The organism is Bacillus sp. RB3, from assembly GCF_030164735.1.
Taxonomy (GTDB): domain Bacteria; phylum Bacillota; class Bacilli; order Bacillales; family Bacillaceae_G; genus Bacillus_A; species Bacillus_A cereus.
Map to the genome: position 1 here is coordinate 35,265 of NZ_JASNGE010000026.1, position 23,274 is coordinate 58,538.

The window sequence follows — 23,274 nt, forward strand, 5'->3', positions numbered from 1 at the left end:
AAAAGCGCATTTCTTCAGAAATGCGTTTTTTATTATTTTTCTAACATTTCAAGAGGTACATCTTTTTCGCCAGCTACCTCAAATTTAATTTCCCCGTCTTCTTCATAAATACGTGTAATAATCGGTATAGTAATCATTAATTTTTTATGCTGCTTTCGTTTTCTAGCAGCATCTAAGCTAATCACGTTCATTTGTAAGCATCCTTTCTTCTGGAAATATATAAACAAAGAAAATGCGTCCGAAAAGGGCGCTTAATTGAATTTGAAATACCGATTCATTTAAATGGGGTTTATATAATTTAATAACTGCAATTTTAATATGAAATAATATGAATGGAATAATTGCACGTAGAAATTAACTTTACCAAAAAACGAAACAATATGCTATAAAAAAATTCAAATCTTTGTCATATAACAGGAAAAAGGTTTTTGTTTCGCATATAATGAAAGTAGACGGGCAGCAAGAGCTTTTTCATCATATTGCTTTGGAAAGGCGATGAAAAAAATGGATACGTTAGATTCATTATTATTTCAACTTGAACAATATGGAGAAGAGCATGATCGAAATAAAAAAACAAGGGAAGAAAAATTACGGAATATTACTCGTGAGATGGGGCAATTTTTATCAATTTTAGTAAAAGGGTGTAGCGCAAAAAACATTTTAGAAATCGGAACTTCTAATGGTTATTCTACATTGTGGTTAGCTAATGCGGTAGAAGAAACAAATGGAAATGTAACAACTGTAGAGCTTTCTTCAGAACGAGTTGGAGAGGCACTTGTCAATTTTGAAAAGGCAAACCTTTTACAAAGGATTGATGTTCATAATCAAGAAGCAGGGGCATTTTTAGATGCGCAATTAGATCATTCATTTGATTTTATTTTCCTAGATTCAGAGCGTACGCAATACATGTGGTGGCTTGAGCATATAAAACGCATTTTACAACCAAAGGGTTTTCTTGTTGTTGATAACGCAACCTCTCATGCAAATGAATTAGCCGAGTTTAAAAAAATGATAGAAGAAGATGAAATGTTTGAAACGGTGTTATTGGCATTTCAAAATGGAGCATTCGTAGCGCGCAAGAAGAAATAGGAGTGAGCGCAATATAATTATCACATTGAAAAAGGGTGTATGTCAAAAGATTGAGTACAGAAGGATAGAAGAACATAATTTATATACGTAACATACGAAGAATCCGCCTTCAGCATGTCGTTCTCTAGGTCTTAAGTCTGAGGAAAATTATGTTGATTACAGGTATACTAATAGTAAGAAACAGGGAATGACTGCATAAACAGGCATTTCTAAAAAAAATCGATTTCAAGCAGTCAGAATGTATATGAAATACGATATAATTGATGAAATATAGTGCATATAAATTCGCACATATAAATAAAGGAGCGATTTTGTTGACTGAACTCGAGAAAAAAGAACCTGTATCCATTGTGAAAGATAATAATGTAGAAGTAGTAGTTGATACAGTTATAAAAGATGAAGAATTAGAGGAACTAAATAAAGAAGCTGATCTTTATGTACAAAAGTTAAATAGCGAGCAAAATACAGATTTATCAAAAGTATTGTCTCAGCTAGGAGATTTAGGGGATAAAGAGCAACAGGCAGCAGGACAAACGTTATCAGCTTTAAAACGCCCTGTAACAGCGATGATGAATGGGAAAAATGAAGAAATTCCAAATACATTGTTAGAATTACGAAAAGTGGTATCAGAGCTTGATCCCAATTCACTTAAAGCAAGTGGTATGAAGAAAATAATGTTTAAAGTATTCAAGAAAAATCCACTTGAAACATACGTGCATAAATACCAATCTATAGATAAACAAATCGAGGAAATCATTAGATCCCTTCTAATTGGCCGTGATAACTTACAAGAGGATACAGTGGGTCTTGAAATGTTAAAAGAACAATCGCACGATAAAATTCATGCGCTTGATAAACAAGTATACTTAGGGAAAAAGCTTGCTGGCATGCTTGAAGCTGAGAAACAAAACCCAGAGCGTCAAAGAGATATTCCATTAATTAACGATGCGTTAGAAAAGATACTTGTACGTACACGTAATATGCAGCAAGCGAAAAGTGTTTTATTACAATCTATCGCATCTGTAGACATTATTAAGAAAAATAATGAAAAGTTAACAGAGGCAATTCGTAATGCAATTACGATGACGCAAAACGTTGTAACGGTTTCAGCTGCTATTCAGTTAGCGTTAACAAATCAACGGAAAACAATCGATGCAGTGAATGCGACAAATGAAGCAATTGAATCGATGGTATTAAGTAATTCTCAAGCGTTAAAACAAAATACAGAAGAAACGACAAAATTGCTTGAAAACCCTGCTATTAGCATGGATAAATTACGTGAATCATTCCAAAATGTGTTCGCTGCAATTGAAGCATCTGAAAAATCGTCAGAACGTATTATCGAGTCAAGTAAGAAGTTCGTTATTGAACTAGACACATTTAATGATGAGATGAAGCAGAAACTCATTCAGCGTCCAAGGAAATAACGGATTATTAGAGGAGGTGAACAAATGAGTTTCATTCAAACAGTATTATTACTACTCGGTACATTGCTTTTAATAGCATTTACTGTCGTTGTTTTAGTCGTATATTTCGGACGGAAGCTGTATTTTTCATGGACGAAGCCATATAAAAGAGCGCAAGATTCTTTAGACAAGTTATCAAACAAATCAATACCGTTTCTACAAGAATTTACACAACATCCACTGTTTTATCGCTGGATTCGCACTGAAGGAAAGAAAGAACAAAATACATTAAATACTCTATTTTGTGCATCAGGTCAACGTACGAGAGAACAAGTCTTCTCGATGTTACCGAAAGAAAAGCAGAAAAAAGTGCATGTAATGGCAAAAACTACGAAAAAGCTTACGAATGAAGATATTGATGTAGCTGCGATGAAAGTGAAAGATTTCTTAAGACAAGAGAAACAGCAAACTGTAAAACCGACAGACTTATCATTTTACAAATTGTATTTTTATGACCGTTATCCAGACGCATTAAATACAATTCAAGCGTATAAACGCTCAATAAATCCTTCATTACAAAGAACGGTTGATGATATTACAATTTCAGTATTGAATGCACTTCCGTACTATCAAGAGCAACGCATGTTTGAACAACAACATAAACTTGAAACGTTCTTAATGAAAGATTTAACGGCCATGTTATCGTTGGTAGTACAATTACCACCTTCACAAAGACCAGAGAAAGAAGAAGAACTGAAAATCTACTTGGAAAATTTCCAAAAAGAAATGGAAGTAGTAGAGCGAGATATTCGCGACTCAATTGATCACGATTTAAATGTGAAGATGAGAGCAGCGACTGAGAAGTTTAAGAATAAATAACAAAAAGCGCCTTAAAAGCTAAGTATCACAGCTTTAGGGCGCTTTTTGTTATGAGATTTTATTTTGCACTAACGGTAGTATGACTAGAAGCCACACTTTCATTATGCAATCGATCAACTGCAGTTACGACATACGTATACGTTTCTCCAGAAATAACGGTTTTATCTACATAAATTTCTCCAAGTTTTGTTTTTCTTACAGTAGTAAGTAAATTTTTCGGATTTTGTATATCCACTTCATTTTTCCCATTCGCGCGGTAAATAGCGTAATAAGTAGAATCATTATCTCTATTGTCAATGATACCGATTGCAATACCTTCATCTCTTGGAATGGCACCTTTTAAAGTCGGTTGTTTTGGTGGATCATGATCAAGCCAAGGCATAGGCGGAATTAATGCAGGATATTTATATATGTCTTTTGAGAGTCTATTTTTAGCTCCAAGTGGATTGTTATTAATATCTTTTAAGCTAAAATGCATACTACCTTTTATTTCAGGATATAGCCGGTTTAATGCAATTTGTCTTGGATATTCTTCTGGATCAGACCAAGCAGGGACGGAGTTATTATTAATTTTATAGGCCGCTTGACCGATGTATAGGTGAATCGGTTTGTTATTTGTTTCTTTAACCCACCAATCTACTAATATGTCATATGCAGCTGGGGTGAAACCTATATTCCAATATATTTGCGGTGTAATGTAGTCAATATATCCTTTTTGTATCCACTCACGTGTGTCAGCATAAAGGTCATCATAGTTTCTTTGGCCTGCGGTTGTGTTAGAGCCAGTCGGATCGTCAGCTATATTTCTCCATACGCCGAACGGACTAATGCCAAACTTTACATATGATTTTTCTTGTTTTATAGCAGTATTTAAATCTTTTACAAGTTCATTTACATTGTTACGTCGCCAATCTTCTATATTTGTAAATCTACCGTTATTATATGTTTCGTACGTTTTCTGATCTGGAAATTCTTCACCGGCTACTTTATATGGATAAAAATAATCATCCATATGCAGCGCATCAATATCGTAATTTTGCACGATTTCTAAAGCACCTTCTGTTATAAATTTTTTCACTTCTGGAATACCGGGATTGTAATATAACTTTCCGCCATAAGGGACAACCCAATTGGGATGTTGCCTTGCAGGGTGATTATTTGATAATCGATTTATATCGGTGTGATTCATCGTTATTCGGTATGGGTTAATCCAAGCGTGGAATTCTATATTTCTTTTATGAGTTTCTTCAATCATAAATGCAAGCGGGTCATAACCAGGATCTTTTCCTTGTGTTCCTGTAATGTATTCAGACCAAGGACCGTAATTTGAAGGATAGAAAGCATCAGCGGTTGGTTTAATTTGTACAACAACTGCATTCATACCAGTGCTTTTTACATCGTCTAATAATCTTATAAATTCTTGTTTCTGTTTTTCAATGGGTAAGCCAGTTTTTGAGGGCCAATCAATATTCAGAACAGATGCAATCCATACAGCACGTAATTCATGTTTTTTGTATGCAGTATTTACTTCAGCATAAGTAGAGTGAGGGGGAATGAAAGAGAAAGGGATGAACAAGATGACGATACAACATATCATTAATAAACGTTTAACGATCATTTATACGCCTCCCTATCATATGATTATTTAAAATAATATAGGAGGCGAGGTTGACTTTGCAATAGAGAAAATTGCATATTGAAACATTAATTTAATAGGAAAAATATTTTTAATGAAATTTACTTTCATTATAACTAAATTCATTTACTACTTCATATGCTTGTTAGTAAAGTGAAACTTCCTTTCATTTGAAGGGTAATAAATTATAAGTATAGGAGGATTAATAAATGAAAGTTTTGTTCGTCTGTTCTGGAGGAATGTCCAGTGCAATTGTTGTAAACGCTTTAAAAAAAGAAGCGGAGAAAAATGGTGTGAACATGGAAGTGCATGCAATTGGAACGAATGAGGTAGAGGAAGAAGTAAAGAATGGCTGGGATGTCGTAATGGTGGCACCTCAAATAAGACACCGATTTGACTCTGTAAAAAAATTTGCAGAGGAGGAATCTATTCCGTGTGGCATCATTCCACCGCAAGCATACACGCCACTTGGAGGCCCGACTTTATTAAAAACTGTAAATGAATTAATTAGTTAGGAGGAAGCGTTATGAATAAGTTTGTCACGTTTCTTGATAAAAACTTATCTGGCCCGATGGCAAGGCTTTCTGAGCAGAGGCATCTACAAGCAATCCGTGATGGAGTTATTTCGGCGTTACCATTTATTATAGTAGGAAGCTTTTTTTTAATAGTAGCATTTCCACCACTGCCGAAAGATAGTTTCATATCGGTTTGGGCATTAAAGAATCAAACAAGTATATTGATACCATATCGTTTAACTATGTTTATTATGTCCTTATATATAGCATTTGGAATAGGATATAATTTAGCGAAAAGTTATAAATTAGATGCTTTATCAGGAGCACAGCTTGCGGTATGTTCACTACTTTTAACATTAACGCCTGAGTTAATTGATAAAAAAGGATTCATGCTTCCGATGACAAATCTTGGAGGTCATGGATTATTTGTGACGATGATCGTCTCTATTTTATCAGTTGAGATTTTAAGGTTTTGTAAGAAGAATAACGTAACGATAAAAATGCCAGAACAAGTACCACCGTCAGTATCACGTTCATTTGAAGCACTTATACCTGTAGCATTCGTTATTATTATGATGAGTCTTATTACAGTCGTTTTTAAAGTTGATTTACATTACGTTGTAGATAAACTAGCCGCACCGTTAGTAAAAGCTGGTGATAGTTACTTTGGCGTTATTATACCTGTATTTTTAATTACGTTTTTCTGGTCTTTCGGGATACACGGTGTATCTGTTGTAGGTACTGTGGCAAGGCCGCTTTGGGATGTGTATTTAGGGAAGAACGGTGAAGCTGTAGCAAGTGGGGCAAGTCATTTTCCATTCATTGCACCAGAGCCGTTTTATCAATGGTTTATTTGGATTGGTGGTTCGGGAGCAACATTAGGACTTGTGTTAGCTATGATTGTATTTGGCCGATCAAAATATTCAAAAGCATTATCGAGAACATGTATTGTCCCTGGGATTTTTAATATAAATGAACCGGTTATATTCGGTTTGCCGATTGTATTAAATCCAATTTTAATTATTCCTTTCGTCATTACCCCGTTAGTAACAGCTACTATAGCGTATGCTGCAACCGCAATGGGATTTGTAACACCAACGCATATTATGCCGCCATGGACATTACCTGCTCCAATTGGTGCATATTTAGCAACAGGTGGAGATTGGCGTGCGATTGTATTAGTTTTTATAAATATAACAATATCGTTCCTTATTTATTTACCATTCTTTAAAATGTACGACAAAAATATGCTTGAAATCGAAAAGAATGGTGACGGAGAGTCGGTTAATCCTTAATCTACATGCTGTTATTTTGAGTGATAGACTTTTTGTCTATCACTTCTTTCACATTAAAACTAGAAAGGGGGAAATAGAATGAATATAAAATTTAGTTATAAAGGTGTGTTTTTATTACTATTTGGAGTGATTTGTGCAAATTTACTTTTTGTCCCTTTATTAGGCATGCTAAATTTATCACAAATGCATAGTATTTGGCTCGTTACAAGTATTGCGGCAAGCGTTTTGCTTACGGTAGTTGTTTCTTTCATTGATGGATCGTTTGCATCGAAAGCTCAGTTGTTTTTTAGATTTATATTGTTTTCGATTGGTTGTACGTTGGTTACTTACATGATTGTTTTTTAGTAAATAGGAGGTCATGCATGTTATGTATGTTGCAGGGGTAATGTCCGGTACTTCGTTAGACGGAATAGATGTAGCACTCGTTCATATAGATGGAAGCGGTGTAGATTCTAAAGTTGAACTCATCCATTTTACTACTGTGCCATTTTGTAATGATATGAAAAATGATATCCAGCAGGCATTATCAATAGAAAATTCAAATGTACAACTTATATGCAGTTTGAATTTTAAACTCGGTTTACGCTTCGCAAACGCTGTAAAGGAAGTTTGTAAAGAGGCCAATTTTCCTTTGAGACAATTAGATTTAATTGGTTCTCACGGACAAACGATTTATCATCAGCCACAGCAAGATGGAGGTATGATTCCTTCTACATTACAAATTGGAGAACCAGCAATTATAGCGTATGAAACGAATACGACGGTTATTTCTAATTTTCGAACGATGGACATGGCAGCTGGAGGACAAGGAGCACCACTTGTACCATATTCAGAGATTATTTTATATCGTCACCAAACTAAAAATAGACTACTACAAAATATCGGCGGGATTGGTAATGTGACTGTAATACCAAGTCAACTAAGTGAGAAAAGCGTTATAGCATTTGATACAGGTCCAGGTAATATGGTAATGGATGAAGTATGTCAAAGGTTGTTTCAGTTGTCATATGATCAAAATGGTAACATTGCAAAACAAGGAGTAGTTGTAGAAGAGGTTTTGACATATTGTATGAATCATCCATTTTTGAAAATGAATCCACCGAAATCAACTGGTAGAGAACAGTTTGGAGAAGAATTTGTCAGTGAGTTATTAAAGCGGTTTGAAAAGCATAGTAAAGAAAATATATTGACGACTGTCACAAGGTTTACAGCAAGTTCAATTGTTTATCATTATAAGGAGTTTATTCTGCCGTATTATGAAATCGATGAGGTAATTCTAGGTGGTGGCGGAAGTTATAATGATACACTTGTAGAAATGATACGGCATGGATTGAAAGAAGAAAAATGTGCATTATTCCTTCAAGAAGATATAGGCTATTCTTCAGAAGCGAAGGAAGCAATCGCCTTTGCCATTTTAGCAAATGAAACATATCATCGTAATCCGAGTAATGTGCCGAGCGCAACAGGTGCAAAGGAATCTGTAGTTTTAGGGAATATAACATTCCCTCCAATTTGAAATGAATGAGGCGAATAGATGAAATATATGATTGGAGTAGACGGCGGGGGAACAAAGACAGAAGCAATTGCATTTGATAAAGACGGAAATGAACTTGTAAGAGCTACAAGTGGTTTTGGAAATATATTAATAGATTTTGAAGAAGTTCTTGTGCATATTATGGAGGTGATTGATCAATGCCAGAAAGGTGTATTAAATGGGCATTGCGTTTGTATTTGTTTAGGATTAGCGGGTGTAAGTGGAGTAAATACGAATGAATTAACATTACGTCTAAAGAAGAAGTATGGAACACCAATTGAAGTTTTTAATGATGCGATGATTGCACATGCAGCTGTTTTAAAAGGAAAAGATGGAATTTTAACAATTGGCGGCACAGGTGCAATTTGTCTTGGAAAGAAAGGAGAAGTGTACGAGTATAGTGGTGGATGGGGACATATTTTAGGAGATGAAGGAAGCGGATATTGGATTGCATTACAAGGTTTAAAAAGAATGGCGAATCAATTTGATCAAGGAGTTGCACTTTGCCCATTAAGCTTAAGGATTCAAGATGAGTTTCAACTTTTGACGTCGTCTCATATAAAAAGACTAGTTTATAGTTCTTCAAAAGATAAAGTTGCAGCAATCGCGCCATTAGTTATTCAGGAAGCGAGAAATGGGAATGATGATGCACGTGAAATTATCTTGCAAGCTGCTAAGGAATTAACGAGAATTACAGTGAATATTTACAATAAAATGAAGTTTGATGTACCAACTTCAATTGCAGTAAGTGGTAGCATAATGCGTTTCGTTCCAGAAATATATGCTGAATTTAAGAAATGCTGTGAGAAAAGTATAGGAAAAGTTACATTTGTATCACAATCCGAACCAGCAGTGAAAGGAACATATTATTTAATGAAGAATTTATATTTAAATAAATAGCTACATGAGAATTTTTGTATGATTTGTAAAAATATGATATTAAAATGTATAAAGGGATGTATGTTAAAAACGTACAATATACGTAGTAATTGAATATTGTATATGTAATCCCATGTAGAAAGTGAATGATTACATGATTAATAGTATGCAGTTTTTATATTTGGTGGCTTCTTATTTAATTGGAAACATATTGACCGCTTATATAGTAACAAAATTGAGACATAACGTTGATATTAGGGATGAAGGAAGCGGAAATCCTGGCGCAAGAAATATGGGGCGCGTATATGGAAAAGGGTATTTCATCGCTACATTTTTAGGTGATGCGATTAAAGGGGCAATCGTTGTTGCTGTAGCAAAATATCTTTTTGAAGATCCTACATTCGTAATGTTAACATTATTGGCCGTTATTATTGGACATATTTATCCAGTTTTATTTAAAGGCAAGGGCGGTAAAGGTATTTCAACATTTATAGGAGGACTAATCGCATTTGATTATTTGATAGCGCTTACCCTCTTAGGCATTTTTATTGTATTTTATTTAATATTTAAAGGGTTTACGAAGCCAGGACTAATTACAATTGCTTGTTTACCAGTTTGTATGATTCTTTATTCTTATTCTATTGTTACCACTATATTAAGTGGAATGATTATTGTACTTATTCTATATGTGAATCGAGAATAAAATGAATGTTTAATAAGTGGGGATAATCTCCACTTATCATTTTTTATTAAATAGATAAAGGAGATAAGGCATGGGGTTAATTTATAAAGTTGCTGATCAAGATTGGGAATTTGAAAGTATACATAAATTAAATTATAAAACTTTTGTGGAAGAGATACCACAACATGAAGAAACGAAAGACCGGTTTCGTATAGATCGGTTTCATAAAGAAAATACATATTTAATTTGTTTAGATGAGGATAGATTAGTAGGTATGGTCGCAGTGCGGGGAAAACGACCATTCTCGTTAGATTATAAAATCTCAAATTTAGATGTTTATTTGCAAGAGCATGGAGAAAAAATGTATGAAATTCGTTTACTTTCAGTAGAACGTGAATATAGAAATGGAAGAGCGTTGTTAGGATTAATTCGTTTTCTACATCGTTATTTGCTTCTAAATGGATATGAATTAGCACTCATTTCTGCAACAACACGTGAACTAGCTTTATATGAGCAAATGGGATTCAAATCTTTCCATACGTTAGTTGGTACAGAAGAAGCAGCCTTCCAGCCAATGTATGTTACCCCTGCTATGTTTGAAGAGTCGAGTGTTGGGGGGATTATGACGAAAGAATATACGTTTTTACCTGGTCCAGTAGATATTGAAGAGAACGTTCGAAAGGCATTTTCTACGCGGCCTATTTCGCATCGCTCTAAGTCATTTCAAGTGATGATGGACAATGTGAAAAAACGGTTACTTTACATGACAAAAGCAAAACATGTACAGCTTATGTTAGGAACAGGGACGTTAGCAAATGATGCGATTGCTTTACAGTTACGTTCTTTAAAAGGGAAAGGACTAGTATTAACAAATGGGGAATTTGGTAATAGATTAGTTGGACATGCAAAACGAGCACAGTTACATTTTGATACGTATAAAAAGGAAATGGGAGATCCATTTATTTATACCGAATTAGAAGAAATCGTGACAACTGGAAATTATGAATGGATTTGGTTTGTTCATCATGAAACATCTACTGGAATGTTAAACGATTTAAACGAGCTAAATACTCTTTGTAACGAGAATCAAATAAAACTATGTGTAGATTGCATAAGCTCAATTGGAGCAATACCATTAGACTTGAAGGATGTGTATTTTGCGAGTGGTGTTAGCGGTAAAGCGATTAAATCATATACAGGAATTTCTTTCGTTTTTTATAACCACATTGTAAAAATAAACGAGGCTGTGCCAGCTTATATGGACATTGGCATGTATGAAGAAAATGAAAGCATTCCATACTCACAATCATGGAATTTAATTTATGCATTGCAAGAAGCGTTGAAGAGATTTGAAGATGAAAAGGTATTTGTAAAAATTAAAGAGACATACGAGTATGTTGAAGAAGTTATTACTGATATGGGCTTAAAGCTTGTTTCACCTAAAGAACATGCCGCGCCAATTATACTTACTATTGTATTAAGCGAAGACCATTCTTCTAAAGTAGTAGGCGATGCATTAGCATTACAAGGATACATCGTTCATTATGAGTCATCTTATTTACAAAAGAATAATTGGATCCAAATTGCATGTTTAAATCATTATAAAGAACGCGATATGAAGAGGATGTTAAATTGTTTGCAAATGTGTTTATTTCAGAGTGGGGTACATATATAAAGATTTTTTCTTTTCGTATAAAGGAGCTACGACTTACGAAAACTTAGAAATAGAACTTTGGAAGAGGTGTCAGTATGATAACTAGAAAACTACCATTACATATAGACGATATTAAAAAAGCTCACAAGATTCTGGATAGAAATGCTCGTAAAACGCCATTAGTAAAATCTTTTTATTTGACTAGTAAAACGGGCGGAGAAATACATTTGAAATTAGAAAATATGCAATTAACGGGTTCTTTTAAATTTCGTGGCGCATTTAATAAAATGTCACGGCTCACGGATCAAGAAAAAGAAAGAGGTGTAATCGCATGTTCAGCAGGTAATCATGCACAAGGAGTTGCATTATCTGCTCATTTACTCGGTATTAAGAGTAAAATTGTTATGCCAATTTCTGCACCTCAGGCAAAAGTTGAAGCAACAAAAGGATATGGATCTGAAGTGATTTTACATGGTGAAACCTTTGATGATGCAAAGGTAAAATGTGAAGAAATTATAAGGGAAACAGGTGAAACATACTTACATCCATATGATGATGTAGAGGTAATGGCTGGTCAAGGTACAATTGGATTAGACATTCTTGATGATATGTGGGATGTAGATACTGTCATTGTACCAATAGGTGGAGGCGGAATTATTTCTGGTATTTCTGTAGCATTAAAATCTTTTAATCCATCCATTAATATAATTGGTGTCCAAGCAGATAATGTTCATGGAATGAAGGCATCTTACGATAAAGGCGCAATCGTAGAACATTATGAGGCCCCTACTATTGCAGATGGTTGCGCAGTTAAAATACCAGGAGAATTAACATTTGAAATTGTAAAAGAATTAGTAGATGATATTGAAACTGTATCAGAAAAAGAGCTGGAAGTAGCGATGAAAGATTTATTACAACGTGGGAAAGCTGTTGTAGAAGGTGCAGGTGCATTAGCAACTGCTGCACTTCTTGCGGGAAAAGTTGATAGTTATATAAAAGGGAAAAAAGTAGTGGCTGTTATATCTGGTGGGAACGTGGACTTACAGCGCATATCAAGTGTATGTGAGCACTTTTTTGTCGCTAATGAAGTGAAATAGTTTTATGAAAGAAGAGCTAAGAGAAATGATCTTAGCTCTTACTTTTTGTCTACCATTTACTGTGAATAGCAATAAACTTGCAGAATTTGCTGTCTAATGAATTGTTTTATTTAAGCGCCTATTTTTACACATATCTTTAATGTTACAATAATTATTTCAATATTGTCGAAACGTAAGCAGAAATTTAATATAATAGTTTTAATGTGCTAATGAGCGGTGAGGAGGGCAGGTCATGAATAAAGAAGAACAGGTCATGAACGGTTTCAGGGAATTATATAATAAGCTGGTTTGGCTTAATAAAGATAAGATGGAAGAAGGTCTTAAAGGGTTTAAGTCTTCTGAAGTCCACTGTATTGAATATATTGAAAACAATGCAGATTCTAACGTGACACAACTCGCAGAGGCTTTTTATGTGACTCGCGGTGCTATAAGTAGAATGACTAAGAAGCTCATACAAAAAGGCCTTGTTGAAAGTTACCAAAAGTCAGAAAATAAGAAAGAAATTTATTTTAAGCTTACCGAACAAGGGAAAGAAATTTATAAAATCCATGAAAATCTGCACAAAGAGTTTCAAGAGCGGGATAAAGCGGTATTTGAGCAAGTAACTGCAGAAGAATTCGACAGTATAATTAGCTTTGTGGAAAAGTATAGTAGACATTTGGATGCAGAAATAAAGAAACAAGGTATACATATTAAATCGTAATACATTTTAATAATAAAATGGCAGCCTTACTCTAATATGAGAATAGGCTGCTTTTTTATTATTTTATCTTTGTTGACTAATCAACAAAACAGGGTTATCATTTTGTTGACAAAGCAACAAAACATTTTAAGGAGAGAAGTTAAATGTCTATATTTAGATCACAAAATGAAAGGGAAACTGAAAAAAGCATAGATAAACATGCGTTACTATTCGGACTTATTTCTGTATTTCTTTGTGGTATAGGTTTCAGTATCATCATGCCTGTAGTCCCATTCTTAGTACAGCCATATACAAGTAATCCGGAAGAACAAGCATTAGTTGTTACACTACTAACTTCCGTATATGCGGCCTGTGTGTTTTTAGCTGCTCCAGCACTCGGGGGTTTAAGCGATAAGTATGGCCGTCGTCCATTACTTTTAATATGCTTATTTGGTTCTGCAATTGGGTACTTAGTTTTTGGCATAGGAGGAGCTTTATGGGTATTATTTGCTGGACGGATAATAGAAGGTATAACAGGTGGGAGCATAAGTACTATCTTCGCATATTTTGCAGACATCATTCCGAAAGAGCAGAGAACGAAATACTTTGGATGGGTGAGTGCAGTTGTAGGTGCGGGAACTATTATTGGACCAACTCTTGGGGGGTTACTTGCAAAGTTTGGTCATTCTGTACCTTTATACTTTGGAGCGTTCATAACTTTATTAAATGTTTTATATGGTATGAAATACATGCCTGAGAGTCTTGACAAAAATAACAGGTTAAAAGAGATTACTTTTGTAAGGTTAAATCCTTTTGCACAACTAGCAAATATACTTTCCATGAAAAATTTAAAATGGTTACTTATCTCAGCGTTTTTACTTTGGATACCTAACGGATCTTTACAAGCAATTTTCACGCAATTTACAATAGATACTTTCAGTTGGAAACCTGCATTAATCGGACTTATGTTTTCAATTTTGGGCTTTCAAGACATTGTTTCACAAAGTTTTATCATGCCAAAGCTTTTAATCAATCTTAGTGATAAACAAATAGCTATTCTTGGGATGGTTTCGGAGATTATAGGATACAGTTTTATTGCGGCATCAGCTTTGTTTTCACTCTATCCACTACTAATCGTTGGAATGCTAATGTATGGTTTTGGGGATTCAATTTTCGGGCCTTCATTCAACGGGATGCTTTCAAAGTCTGCCAGTTCTAGTGAACAAGGAAGGATTCAAGGTGGAAGCCAATCTATTCAAGCTTTAGCAAGAATGATTGGTCCTATTCTTGGAGGACAAATCTATGTATCACTTGGTCATGCCGCACCTGCTTTTATGGGTATGATTCTTATAGTAGCGGCAATAGCAGTTTTGTATAAGGGAACGTATGAAACTGTATAACAGATAGATATAAGAACAAATAAAAGGGAGTCAGAACTTAGGAACAAGTGCTGATTCCCTATTTGTTTACGGTTTGAGAGCTAAGAGAAATGCTTTTGTTTAGGAATTTATTCTGCTATGCTCTCATGGTGAAGGGTAATATTCAGTGAGGTGGAACTATCATTAATTACAGTTAGCTTTATTTGAAAGTAAAAAGGTAGGTAAATGACTAGATAATTTCATTATGCTTGTGCTGAAGTAAATAATGACTCCATCTTTACTTTGCTCTTTTCTCGAATTTCAGCATCTGCGTGTCTCATAACGTATTTATGCGCTACAGCGATTGCTAAAACATCATCTAATAACCCAATCCCAATAATAGCAGCTATATCTGGAATGAAATCGATTGTTAATACGTAATAAGATAAAGCGGCTAATATTATGAATTTCGCTTTAGTAGGTAATTCTTTCTTTTTCATTGTGTAGAATAAAATAATACTTTCATATACGCTAGATTTACCGAGGTTTACAGAGCTTTTTTTGAACTTTTTCCAAAGTGTCTGTTTCTCCATATGAACGCTCCTTTTACAAAAACATAGATTTTTTAAAAGGATGGACAAAGAAGTGAGAGATTAATCAATTTTATTGTTTTTCTTAATTATATATTTCCATAAAAATAGGGGATTACCTGTTCAAAATAATATAATGTGGATTATACAATGATTCACAGTGTTTCATTACATAGTATGCAAGTAGTATTTGTTAAATTAAACAATTTGCAAATGGTATCTATCTAAAGAAGATTTCACCGAAGGTTTTAATTACTTCTAAAAGGATAGGAATTGTACGTCTTATTAGTGAAGCGCTGCAATATAAGGTACATAATAATAAAGGTATATTACTGCAAATAAAGCTTATTCATCTAAAACGTCATATTTTTACGATTAATGAACTAGCAACCTTGTTCTTTTTATATCCTTCACCTGTAAATTTTTCACTACTATATTATTGACATACAATAAATGGTTAAATGTTTCTAAAAGGTTTTGTAAACAAACAAAATTCTCAGATTGATACGAAAATGCTATAAAAAATAATAAATATATCTAATGCGCTATTAGAATTTTTTCATATTATAGTATTGAGAATTGTATAAGGAGGTGGAAAAAGAATGGACGAGCGTGTACAACCTCAACTTTCACCGCCATGGATCACATATTTTAACGAACTCAGAAATTCGGTAGGGGCTGATCCAACTGTAACAGTAGGTCCGCTAATACCGACTGATGGAAATTTTATTATTTTAGTACAAACTACGGATTTTGAAAAAGCGATTGCATTAGCTACACTTCTTAAACCTACAGTGCAATTTGGCAATGTAAATGTAACTATTGTTGTTAGTGTTATTGGGGATGGAATTGTAAACCCAATTCCTTGTCCTTTAGATGCTTTTGAAATTGCACACCTTTTTCAAGTAGCTTTAGAAAGCAACTTGTATTTTGAGCAAGTTGTTGTGCAGCCGCAGTTCCCAGGTGGAGCGAATGTTGTTTTTTCGGTTTTTGCTGCAAAAGTGATTCAGTTTTTTAATGATGATATTTCTAATCTATGCCAAACTTTCACAGAAGTCGCTGCAAAAGTTTTTCGTGATGTAATGAATGATGCTATATGTGGTATACCAATTTTATACTCGACAAGTTGTAGTACAAGCACTGAAAATGTATAATTTATTGATGAAAAAACTTTTCACAAAAAAGAAATACAACTGAATTTGTTCTATTAATTTAAAAGAGACATTTCTAATTTAAGGAGATGTCTCTTTTATTACATATGAAAATTACGAAACGGATACTTGTCCAATAAGGGTAAAATTCATTTATAAAAAGTAACAGCTTAGGTTAAGAGTGAAAACCCTGTCTATGATTTTACAGACGAACTTGCTAACACATATGAGAAATAGATATAAAATAACTTTGGTATCCACATTTAAAAATAGAATTAACTAATAAAAAACTTAAAACAAAATACTGATAAAAAATTTTTTAATATGTATAGTAAAATGTATGTGGACGAAGTGGTTATTATTAAATATTGAATAGGCGGTATGGGGGAAGAAAAATGAAAATAATAGAACTACCAATTGAATTCGAATTTAACGGGCAAAAACAATGTATTTATCCAAGTTTAATTATATTACATAATGAATTAACGTTAGTCGATACAGGATATCCAAGTTTTTTACCTTTAATTGAAAATGCAATATTAAAACATGGATATGAGATAAAAAACTTAAAGAATATAATTATTACTCATTATGATGATGATCATATAGGGTCTTTATACGATTTTAAAGTGAAATATCCTCAAATTAATGTTATTGCTAGTGAAATTGAATCTAACTATATTAGTGGTGATATAAAATCAGAGAGGTTAGTTCAAGCTGAAGAAATGTTAGAACGTATGCCAAATGAAGAAAAAGAATTTGGTAAATGGTTTATACAACAGTTAAAAAATATAAAACATATTTCCGTCGATGAAAAAGTGCATGATGGTCAAATGATTTTGAATAATGAATGTCAAATAGTAGCGACGCCAGGACATACTTCGGGGCATATTTCATTATATTTTCCGAATTTAGATTGTGTAATTACGGGAGATGCGGCTGTTCAAGAGAATCGTGGGTTAGTAATAGCTAATCCGAATTTTTGTTTAGATATAGAAAAAGCGAAACAGTCTTTAAATAGGATTAAAAGTTTTAAAGCAACACAGTATTATTGCTATCATGGAGGAAAGCTTACTGTATAAATTAATGAAAATCGGTCTTTCCTAAATCGAAAAGATTGGTTTTTAGTTCATATATTTTGCGATTTCAACCAAATCAGTAACATTATATTTCGGTAAAATTGAAATATATATGTAAAGAAGAATATATATAATTTGAGCAAGAGTATAGGGGGGAGAAGATGGGTTCGTTATTTGATGTAATAGCAGATATCATTTTATTTTATCCTCGAAATGACATGAAATTGAAACATCATATCGCAAAATTAAGTGAATTAGAGTGGTTTCGAAATCTACATGAAGATCTGAAGTATACAAGTTTAATTTGGAGTAATAGAAAAATTAAAAGGTATATTTTGACTTCTATAAATATGGAAGCATTAATAAAATCTGAGAAAAAGCAAAAAGAATTTGTTCATCTAGTACAGGATGAATATAAAAAAGAAGATAAGAATTTTTTTATTTTTCATATTTGGCGAAACAAATGGTACAATGAAAGCTAATGTGAAAAATAAGGAAAAGAAGTGGTCTATTTGAAAAATTTTTTAGAATTAGGAATTAGTGAAACTTTTAATCATACATTACGTGAAAATGGAATTACAGAAGCAACACCAATTCAAGAGCAGGCAATTCCTGTTATTATGTCTGGTAAAGATATTATTGGGCAGGCAAAAACAGGTACGGGTAAAACGTTAGCATTCGTGTTACCGATTTTAGAAAAAATCGATTCAGAGTCTAGTGATGTTCAGGCTTTAATTGTTGCACCAACAAGGGAACTAGCCCTGCAAATTACAACTGAAATTAAAAAAATGCTTGTTCAAAGAGAAGATATTAATGTACTAGCGATTTATGGTGGGCAAGATGTAGCACAACAATTGAGAAAATTAAAAGGTAATACACATATTGTTGTTGCAACACCAGGACGATTATTAGATCATATACGCCGTGAAACAATTGATTTAAGTAATCTTTCAACGATTGTACTAGATGAAGCGGATCAAATGCTTTATTTTGGTTTCTTATATGATATTGAAGATATTTTAGATGAGACACCAGGTAGTAAACAAACGATGTTATTCTCAGCAACGATGCCAAAAGATATTAAAAAATTGGCGAAGCGTTATATGGATGAACCGCAAATGATTCAAGTACAAAGTGAAGAAGTAACGGTTGATACAATTGAGCAGCGTGTCATTGAGACGACAGACCGTGCAAAGCCAGATGCACTTCGTTTTGTTATGGATCGTGATCAGCCATTTTTAGCTGTTATTTTCTGCCGTACAAAACTTAGAGTAAGTAAACTGTATGATAATTTAAAAGGACTAGGTTATAATTGTGCTGAACTTCATGGTGATATACCTCAAGCGAAACGTGAAAGAGTTATGAAGAGTTTCCGCGAAGCTAAAATTCAGTACTTAATCGCAACGGATGTAGCAGCTCGTGGACTTGATGTAGATGGTGTAACGCACGTATTTAACTTTGACATCCCTGAAGATGTAGAAAGTTATATTCACCGTATTGGCCGAACAGGACGTGCAGGTGGATCAGGTCTTGCAATTACGTTCGTTGCAGCGAAAGATGAAAAACATTTAGAAGAAATTGAAAAAACGCTTGGTGCACCAATACAAAGAGAAATAATCGAACAACCGAAGATAAAACGTGTAGATGAAAACGGAAAACCGGTACCAAAGCCGGCTCCGAAGAAATCAGGTCAAAATCGTCAAAGAGATAGCCGCGAAGGTTCAAGAAGTGAATCAAGACGTGATTCAAGAAATAGCTCAAGAAGTGATTCAAGAAATAGTTCGAGAAATAGTTCTAGAAATGAAAATAACCGATCATTTAATAAGCCAAGTAATAAAAAAGGTAGTACAAAGCAAGGTCAGCAAAGACGTGGCCGTTAAATAGTTATAATTGTAAAAGAGTCGCAAAATATTGTGGCTCTTTTTTGTTTGTATACAAGAAGGATGATGGCAAGAAAAAAACAAAATTTCATTCACCGCATTTGAAATTTATAAAGGGAATTTTATAGTCCAAAACCATTAGTGCAAGGGTATTACTATCATTCAGCAGAACACTTTGGTTAAAAGAAAAGGTATTGAAGCGAGCGAGTATTTTCATTATACATTCCGCAATTATTGAAATAGAACAAGAGAAGTTTATGAAGGATTAAACTCGTATTGGTGTACGATCGTTGGAAACTGGAAAACTAATTTGTTAGTTTTGATCGATGAGGAACTCGAGAAGCACCACTGCCACCCTTATGGGGAAATTGCTTACGACGATGATGAAGGTAATGTAGTGATAATATGCGAAATAAGAAAAAAGGACTAGCAGTCGTACCTGCCGTCCTTTAATAGGAGAAAAAGTAATCTTGTTTAGAACTACGCATAAACAGAAAATCTGCTTGTAATTAGTTTTACCCTAAATATACGTGTCTATACAAAAAAGGGATAAGTAAAAGATACTTATCCCCGGAAGGGAAATCCCAAGCACCAAAATGGCTCGTATTGGTCTGCAGGTTCAAAAGTAGTATATGTAAAACGAAAAATCTCATACAAAAAGCAGACAACGATTTTGGTTGTCTGCCAGTGAGTTCAATGAGTTAGCTAATTGTGATAATTTGCATCCCCATTGCGAGAAGAGTGAAGCTGCTAGTTCAAACAGCTTGTTGGTATTATTTTCGATTTCTTAAAAAATATACAGAGAAAGTAGATAAGTGAAGAACCTACCTGTTTTTGCTGTAACAAAAGAAAGAGGTATTAGCCGTGGACACGGCGGCTTGAAAATAGTATGTATTTTTATTTGGAAAATATTCACGGGGTGAAGAAACGTGGAATGTTTGATAAAGGTGTTTGTGAAATTAATCAGCTAATTAGTAAAACAAAATAGTTATTTGGAAGAAAAGGAAAATGAATATGAGATGAATTGAAGCTGTTGAAGAATTACTTGAAGTGATGAAAGAATGCTTTTGGAACGGAACATCTTTAAAGGGTGAAGCTAATGATTTTAATATTGTATCTTGGCTGATTGAAGAAGCGACGCGTAAAACAAAATAAAGATTTCATTTTGTAGCAATGGAGAATAGATATGTGTACTTATTGGGGGAAAGTAGATAAAGAGTTCTTTAAGAGGCAAGAACCGGAACAAAATAAAAGAGCGGCTAGCAAAAGCTAACTGCTCAATACAAGGAGATACAGAGAAGACTACTTTAAATGAATGTTGGCATACAGCCCACATTCAGTATTGACTGAATATTTATTTTAAATTCAATTTATTTAAAGTAAACATCCCAACAGATAAAATGGTTGCGCCTGCTACAGAACCTAGCCAGTCTCTCCAGCCTAATGTATTTAAAGATGCATCTGTTAAATCCGTAATTAAGAAGATAGCAAACATTAATACACCAAATGCTAAGCATCCCCAAAATGTTTGCAAATATTTAATCATCTTCTTTCGGAACTTGCTCATATAAATCACCCTTATTAATAATTTATATTTTTATAAATAAATTATCACATATACAAAAATTAAAAGTGCGAAATATGCAATATTACATATTGGAACTCAACAAAATACTCCATTGATAAGTACATAGATCGAACGGAGGCATCGTTCTTTTCCTAAAATGAAAGGTGACGATAAGAAACATGAGATACGTTTTAAACAAATTGAGCGGACGTTAAAAAATAAAAATTTATAAAGGAAATAGAAAGTATGGTGTTGTATATGTACGATAATAGGAAACTTTTTGCAAACTAAACATATAATTTTAATAGACCGACAGTCGGTCTGATGGGAAGGAGAACTTGAATGCGAATTGTAAAGGAGTATGAGGAGCGTAGAAAGGAAATTTTAGAAACAGCTGAGCGTTTGTTTCTTACGAAAGGTTATACGAAAACAACCGTGAATGATATTTTAAAAGAAATTGGTATAGCAAAGGGGACGTTTTATCATTATTTTAAGTCGAAGGAGGAAGTAATGGATGAAATCATTATGAGGATTATTAAAGAGGATGTCACTAAGGCGAAAAGGATTGTCTCCAATCCCGATATCCCCGTTTTAGATAAGTTATTTAAAATTTTAATGGAACAATCACCAAAATCAGGAGATGTCAAAGAAAAAATGATTGAACAATTCCATCAACCAAATAATGCAGAAATGCATCAGAAAAGTTTAGTGCAATCCATTATACATTTATCTCCTGTATTAACGGAAGTTTTAGAGCAAGGAATAGAAGAAGGCATATTTTCTACTCCATACCCACAAGAAACAATTGAATTATTACTCTCTTCAGCACAAGTCATATTTGATGATGGTTTATTCCAGTGGAAACCGGAAGAAATGATGAGAAGAGCTAAGGCTTATATTAAAATGATGGAAGTATCTGTTGGAGCGAAAGAAGGGTCCTTTGATTATATGATCGAGGTTTTAATGAAACAGAAATAGCTTTTTTCTGTTTGGGTGTTATAGACCGGCAGTCGGTCTAGACTAAATGAAGGATGTGATGAAGATGCCAGCAAGTATTCAATCTTCCTTGAAAGATTTTCACTTAATGGTAAGTGGTCAAATTATTACTATTTTAGGTTCAACACTATTACGTTTTGCACTGTCTTTATATGTGCTAGATATAACAGGACGTGCCGATATATTTGCAGGGTTATATGCCATAACGAGTATCCCGTTTTTGTTAGCTCCTCTTGGCGGAGCGATAGCAGATCGTTTCAACCGCCGTAATGTAATGGTCATTTTGGATTTTATAAACGCTACTATTGTATTAAGTTTTATAGTTTTGTTATTAACTGAATCGGTATCTATTTTATTGATTGGAGCAATTATGTTTTTACTAGCAGTCATTAGTGCAATGTACTCACCAGTTGTTATGGCAAGTATTCCGCAATTAGTTCCAGAGAAAAAGTTAGAACAAGCAAACGGTATCATAAATGGTGTGCAAGCATTATCTAATATAGTTGCACCTGTACTAGGAGGAATATTATATGGCATAATTGGTTTGAAAATGCTCGTAATAACAAGTTGTCTTGCTTTCTTTTTATCTGCAATTTTAGAAATGTTTATTACAATACCTTTTATAAAAAGAGCGCAAGAAAGCCATATCATACCGACAATTGTAAAAGATATGAAAAAAGGTTTTCTTTATGTTTTAAAGCAACCTTTTATTTTGAAGGCTATGTTACTTGCAGCTTTACTAAACTTAATTTTGACACCGTTATTTGTTGTTGGAGGACCTATTATGTTACGAGTAACTATGCAGAGTAGCGATACGATGTATGGAATTGGAATGGGATTAATTGATTTTGCAACCATATTAGGGGCATTGTCAATCGGTTTCTTTGCTAAAAAGTTACAGATGAAAACATTATATAATTGGATGCTTATCATAGCTTTATTAGTAATGCCAGTGGCACTATCAGTTACACCGTTTATTCTTAATTTAGGATACTATCCACCATTTATCCTCTTTATACTTTCTTCTCTTCTAATCGCAATGATTATGACAATTGTATCCATTTATGTGATTACTGTAGTCCAAAAGAAAACACCAAATGAAAATCTAGGAAAAGTGATGGCATTTATAACAGCGGTATCTCAATGTATGGCACCAATTGGGCAAGTCGTATATGGTTTTATGTTTGAAGGATTCAGTACGAAAATTTATTTACCTATATTTGCTATTAGTTTCATAATGATAATAATAGCGGTGGTGACGAAGAAAATATTAAGAAATGAAGGGAACTAGCTTCATATGCTTAG

Annotated in this window: 23 protein-coding genes; 19 read left to right on the forward strand and 4 right to left on the reverse strand. The window is 33.8% G+C overall.

The genetic code is table 11. From position 1 onward, the window contains the following. Positions 1 to 32: 32 nt before the first annotated feature. Positions 33 to 191, reverse strand: coding sequence for a hypothetical protein (locus QO049_RS23975; protein WP_001100984.1), 159 nt, complete (start codon positions 189 to 191; stop codon positions 33 to 35). Positions 192 to 495: 304 nt separating this feature from the next. Between QO049_RS23975 and QO049_RS23980 the strand changes: the two genes are divergently transcribed. From QO049_RS23980 to QO049_RS23990, 3 genes are all read left to right on the forward strand, one after another. Continuing rightward, entirely contained in the window at positions 496 to 1,089 is a 594-nt protein-coding gene (locus tag QO049_RS23980; RefSeq protein ID WP_002005067.1) for an O-methyltransferase, read from the forward strand. Between the two features lie 314 nt (positions 1,090 to 1,403). Beyond that, positions 1,404 to 2,516 carry a toxic anion resistance protein gene (locus tag QO049_RS23985; RefSeq protein WP_000137407.1) on the forward strand — a complete coding sequence of 371 codons (1,113 nt, stop codon included), beginning with the start codon at positions 1,404 to 1,406 and terminating at the stop codon, positions 2,514 to 2,516. Positions 2,517 to 2,540: 24 nt separating this feature from the next. Beyond that, positions 2,541 to 3,374: a DUF3974 domain-containing protein gene (locus tag QO049_RS23990; RefSeq protein ID WP_246962718.1), complete on the forward strand. Its 834-nt coding sequence runs from the start codon at positions 2,541 to 2,543 to the stop codon at positions 3,372 to 3,374. A gap of 58 nt (positions 3,375 to 3,432) precedes the next feature. Here QO049_RS23990 and QO049_RS23995 read toward each other — a convergent pair whose 3' ends face one another. Continuing rightward, on the reverse strand, positions 3,433 to 4,992 hold the full coding sequence (locus QO049_RS23995) for a glycoside hydrolase family 10-like protein (protein ID WP_284489548.1): 1,560 nt from the start codon (positions 4,990 to 4,992) through the stop codon (positions 3,433 to 3,435). A gap of 227 nt (positions 4,993 to 5,219) precedes the next feature. Between QO049_RS23995 and QO049_RS24000 the strand changes: the two genes are divergently transcribed. From QO049_RS24000 to QO049_RS24045, 10 genes are all read left to right on the forward strand, one after another. Next, entirely contained in the window at positions 5,220 to 5,525 is a 306-nt protein-coding gene (locus QO049_RS24000) for a PTS sugar transporter subunit IIB (protein WP_000865907.1), read from the forward strand. 11 nt (positions 5,526 to 5,536) lie between these two features. Beyond that, positions 5,537 to 6,820 carry a PTS sugar transporter subunit IIC gene (locus QO049_RS24005; RefSeq protein ID WP_246962729.1) on the forward strand — a complete coding sequence of 428 codons (1,284 nt, stop codon included), beginning with the start codon at positions 5,537 to 5,539 and terminating at the stop codon, positions 6,818 to 6,820. Between the two features lie 78 nt (positions 6,821 to 6,898). Then, positions 6,899 to 7,165 (forward strand): hypothetical protein, encoded by a 267-nt coding sequence (locus tag QO049_RS24010; RefSeq protein WP_001021966.1) that lies wholly within the window; start codon positions 6,899 to 6,901, stop codon positions 7,163 to 7,165. Between the two features lie 22 nt (positions 7,166 to 7,187). Continuing rightward, entirely contained in the window at positions 7,188 to 8,336 is a 1,149-nt protein-coding gene (gene anmK, locus QO049_RS24015; protein ID WP_016109965.1) for an anhydro-N-acetylmuramic acid kinase AnmK, read from the forward strand. Positions 8,337 to 8,354: 18 nt separating this feature from the next. After that, positions 8,355 to 9,254: a BadF/BadG/BcrA/BcrD ATPase family protein gene (locus QO049_RS24020; RefSeq protein WP_058839613.1), complete on the forward strand. Its 900-nt coding sequence runs from the start codon at positions 8,355 to 8,357 to the stop codon at positions 9,252 to 9,254. 133 nt (positions 9,255 to 9,387) lie between these two features. Then, complete coding sequence (gene plsY / locus QO049_RS24025; protein WP_098567696.1) at positions 9,388 to 9,936, forward strand: glycerol-3-phosphate 1-O-acyltransferase PlsY; 549 nt, start codon at positions 9,388 to 9,390, stop codon at positions 9,934 to 9,936. 70 nt (positions 9,937 to 10,006) lie between these two features. Beyond that, a complete protein-coding gene (locus QO049_RS24030) occupies positions 10,007 to 11,590 on the forward strand; it encodes an aminotransferase class V-fold PLP-dependent enzyme (protein ID WP_246962733.1) in 1,584 nt (527 codons plus the stop codon). 74 nt (positions 11,591 to 11,664) lie between these two features. Next, positions 11,665 to 12,666 (forward strand): bifunctional threonine ammonia-lyase/L-serine ammonia-lyase TdcB, encoded by a 1,002-nt coding sequence (tdcB, locus tag QO049_RS24035; protein WP_246962736.1) that lies wholly within the window; start codon positions 11,665 to 11,667, stop codon positions 12,664 to 12,666. 232 nt (positions 12,667 to 12,898) lie between these two features. After that, the gene (locus QO049_RS24040; RefSeq protein ID WP_246962738.1) at positions 12,899 to 13,369 is read left to right on the forward strand and encodes a MarR family transcriptional regulator; all 471 of its coding nucleotides are present in this window, start codon (positions 12,899 to 12,901) and stop codon (positions 13,367 to 13,369) included. A 143-nt stretch (positions 13,370 to 13,512) separates the two neighbouring features. After that, the gene (locus QO049_RS24045; RefSeq protein ID WP_053513506.1) at positions 13,513 to 14,748 is read left to right on the forward strand and encodes an MFS transporter; all 1,236 of its coding nucleotides are present in this window, start codon (positions 13,513 to 13,515) and stop codon (positions 14,746 to 14,748) included. A 221-nt stretch (positions 14,749 to 14,969) separates the two neighbouring features. Here the strand turns inward: QO049_RS24045 and QO049_RS24050 are convergent, their stop codons facing one another. After that, the gene (locus tag QO049_RS24050; protein WP_000415089.1) at positions 14,970 to 15,299 is read right to left on the reverse strand and encodes a YkvA family protein; all 330 of its coding nucleotides are present in this window, start codon (positions 15,297 to 15,299) and stop codon (positions 14,970 to 14,972) included. Between the two features lie 599 nt (positions 15,300 to 15,898). Between QO049_RS24050 and QO049_RS24055 the strand changes: the two genes are divergently transcribed. The 4 genes from QO049_RS24055 to QO049_RS24070 all read left to right on the forward strand — a co-directional run bounded on the left by QO049_RS24055 (position 15,899) and on the right by QO049_RS24070 (position 19,406). After that, the gene (locus tag QO049_RS24055) at positions 15,899 to 16,450 is read left to right on the forward strand and encodes a hypothetical protein (RefSeq protein WP_284489549.1); all 552 of its coding nucleotides are present in this window, start codon (positions 15,899 to 15,901) and stop codon (positions 16,448 to 16,450) included. Positions 16,451 to 16,842: 392 nt separating this feature from the next. Then, positions 16,843 to 17,529, forward strand: a complete 687-nt coding sequence (locus QO049_RS24060) for an MBL fold metallo-hydrolase (protein ID WP_016109972.1) — start codon at positions 16,843 to 16,845, stop codon at positions 17,527 to 17,529. A gap of 158 nt (positions 17,530 to 17,687) precedes the next feature. Then, entirely contained in the window at positions 17,688 to 18,008 is a 321-nt protein-coding gene (locus tag QO049_RS24065) for a hypothetical protein (protein WP_284489550.1), read from the forward strand. Positions 18,009 to 18,029: 21 nt separating this feature from the next. Further along, positions 18,030 to 19,406: a DEAD/DEAH box helicase gene (locus QO049_RS24070; protein WP_061654578.1), complete on the forward strand. Its 1,377-nt coding sequence runs from the start codon at positions 18,030 to 18,032 to the stop codon at positions 19,404 to 19,406. A gap of 1,354 nt (positions 19,407 to 20,760) precedes the next feature. Here QO049_RS24070 and QO049_RS24075 read toward each other — a convergent pair. Next, positions 20,761 to 20,973 (reverse strand): hypothetical protein, encoded by a 213-nt coding sequence (locus tag QO049_RS24075; RefSeq protein WP_000033159.1) that lies wholly within the window; start codon positions 20,971 to 20,973, stop codon positions 20,761 to 20,763. A 342-nt stretch (positions 20,974 to 21,315) separates the two neighbouring features. Between QO049_RS24075 and QO049_RS24080 the strand changes: the two genes are divergently transcribed. Together QO049_RS24080 and QO049_RS24085 are read left to right on the forward strand one after the other, a co-directional pair. After that, positions 21,316 to 21,951: a TetR/AcrR family transcriptional regulator gene (locus QO049_RS24080; RefSeq protein ID WP_001223580.1), complete on the forward strand. Its 636-nt coding sequence runs from the start codon at positions 21,316 to 21,318 to the stop codon at positions 21,949 to 21,951. Positions 21,952 to 22,015: 64 nt separating this feature from the next. Continuing rightward, on the forward strand, positions 22,016 to 23,260 hold the full coding sequence (locus tag QO049_RS24085; protein WP_246962747.1) for an MFS transporter: 1,245 nt from the start codon (positions 22,016 to 22,018) through the stop codon (positions 23,258 to 23,260). The last annotated feature ends 14 nt before the right edge of the window (positions 23,261 to 23,274 follow it).

What these genes read in the sequence shown, in the direction of transcription:
- QO049_RS24040 (WP_246962738.1), top strand. Translation starts at nt 12,899, where the DNA reads ATGAATAAAGAAGAACAGGTCATGAACGGTTTCAGGGAATTATATAAT.
- QO049_RS24085 (WP_246962747.1), top strand. Translation starts at nt 22,016, where the DNA reads ATGCCAGCAAGTATTCAATCTTCCTTGAAAGATTTTCACTTAATGGTA.
- QO049_RS24000 (WP_000865907.1), top strand. Translation starts at nt 5,220, where the DNA reads ATGAAAGTTTTGTTCGTCTGTTCTGGAGGAATGTCCAGTGCAATTGTT.
- QO049_RS24060 (WP_016109972.1), top strand. Translation starts at nt 16,843, where the DNA reads ATGAAAATAATAGAACTACCAATTGAATTCGAATTTAACGGGCAAAAA.
- QO049_RS23975 (WP_001100984.1), bottom strand. Translation starts at nt 191, where the DNA reads ATGAACGTGATTAGCTTAGATGCTGCTAGAAAACGAAAGCAGCATAAA.
- QO049_RS24020 (WP_058839613.1), top strand. Translation starts at nt 8,355, where the DNA reads ATGAAATATATGATTGGAGTAGACGGCGGGGGAACAAAGACAGAAGCA.
- QO049_RS24050 (WP_000415089.1), bottom strand. Translation starts at nt 15,299, where the DNA reads ATGGAGAAACAGACACTTTGGAAAAAGTTCAAAAAAAGCTCTGTAAAC.
- QO049_RS24030 (WP_246962733.1), top strand. Translation starts at nt 10,007, where the DNA reads ATGGGGTTAATTTATAAAGTTGCTGATCAAGATTGGGAATTTGAAAGT.
- anmK (WP_016109965.1), top strand. Translation starts at nt 7,188, where the DNA reads ATGTATGTTGCAGGGGTAATGTCCGGTACTTCGTTAGACGGAATAGAT.
- QO049_RS24010 (WP_001021966.1), top strand. Translation starts at nt 6,899, where the DNA reads ATGAATATAAAATTTAGTTATAAAGGTGTGTTTTTATTACTATTTGGA.
- QO049_RS24075 (WP_000033159.1), bottom strand. Translation starts at nt 20,973, where the DNA reads ATGAGCAAGTTCCGAAAGAAGATGATTAAATATTTGCAAACATTTTGG.
- tdcB (WP_246962736.1), top strand. Translation starts at nt 11,665, where the DNA reads ATGATAACTAGAAAACTACCATTACATATAGACGATATTAAAAAAGCT.
- plsY (WP_098567696.1), top strand. Translation starts at nt 9,388, where the DNA reads ATGATTAATAGTATGCAGTTTTTATATTTGGTGGCTTCTTATTTAATT.
- QO049_RS23990 (WP_246962718.1), top strand. Translation starts at nt 2,541, where the DNA reads ATGAGTTTCATTCAAACAGTATTATTACTACTCGGTACATTGCTTTTA.
- QO049_RS24055 (WP_284489549.1), top strand. Translation starts at nt 15,899, where the DNA reads ATGGACGAGCGTGTACAACCTCAACTTTCACCGCCATGGATCACATAT.
- QO049_RS23995 (WP_284489548.1), bottom strand. Translation starts at nt 4,992, where the DNA reads ATGATCGTTAAACGTTTATTAATGATATGTTGTATCGTCATCTTGTTC.
- QO049_RS24080 (WP_001223580.1), top strand. Translation starts at nt 21,316, where the DNA reads ATGCGAATTGTAAAGGAGTATGAGGAGCGTAGAAAGGAAATTTTAGAA.
- QO049_RS24005 (WP_246962729.1), top strand. Translation starts at nt 5,537, where the DNA reads ATGAATAAGTTTGTCACGTTTCTTGATAAAAACTTATCTGGCCCGATG.
- QO049_RS24045 (WP_053513506.1), top strand. Translation starts at nt 13,513, where the DNA reads ATGTCTATATTTAGATCACAAAATGAAAGGGAAACTGAAAAAAGCATA.
- QO049_RS24065 (WP_284489550.1), top strand. Translation starts at nt 17,688, where the DNA reads ATGGGTTCGTTATTTGATGTAATAGCAGATATCATTTTATTTTATCCT.
- QO049_RS23980 (WP_002005067.1), top strand. Translation starts at nt 496, where the DNA reads ATGAAAAAAATGGATACGTTAGATTCATTATTATTTCAACTTGAACAA.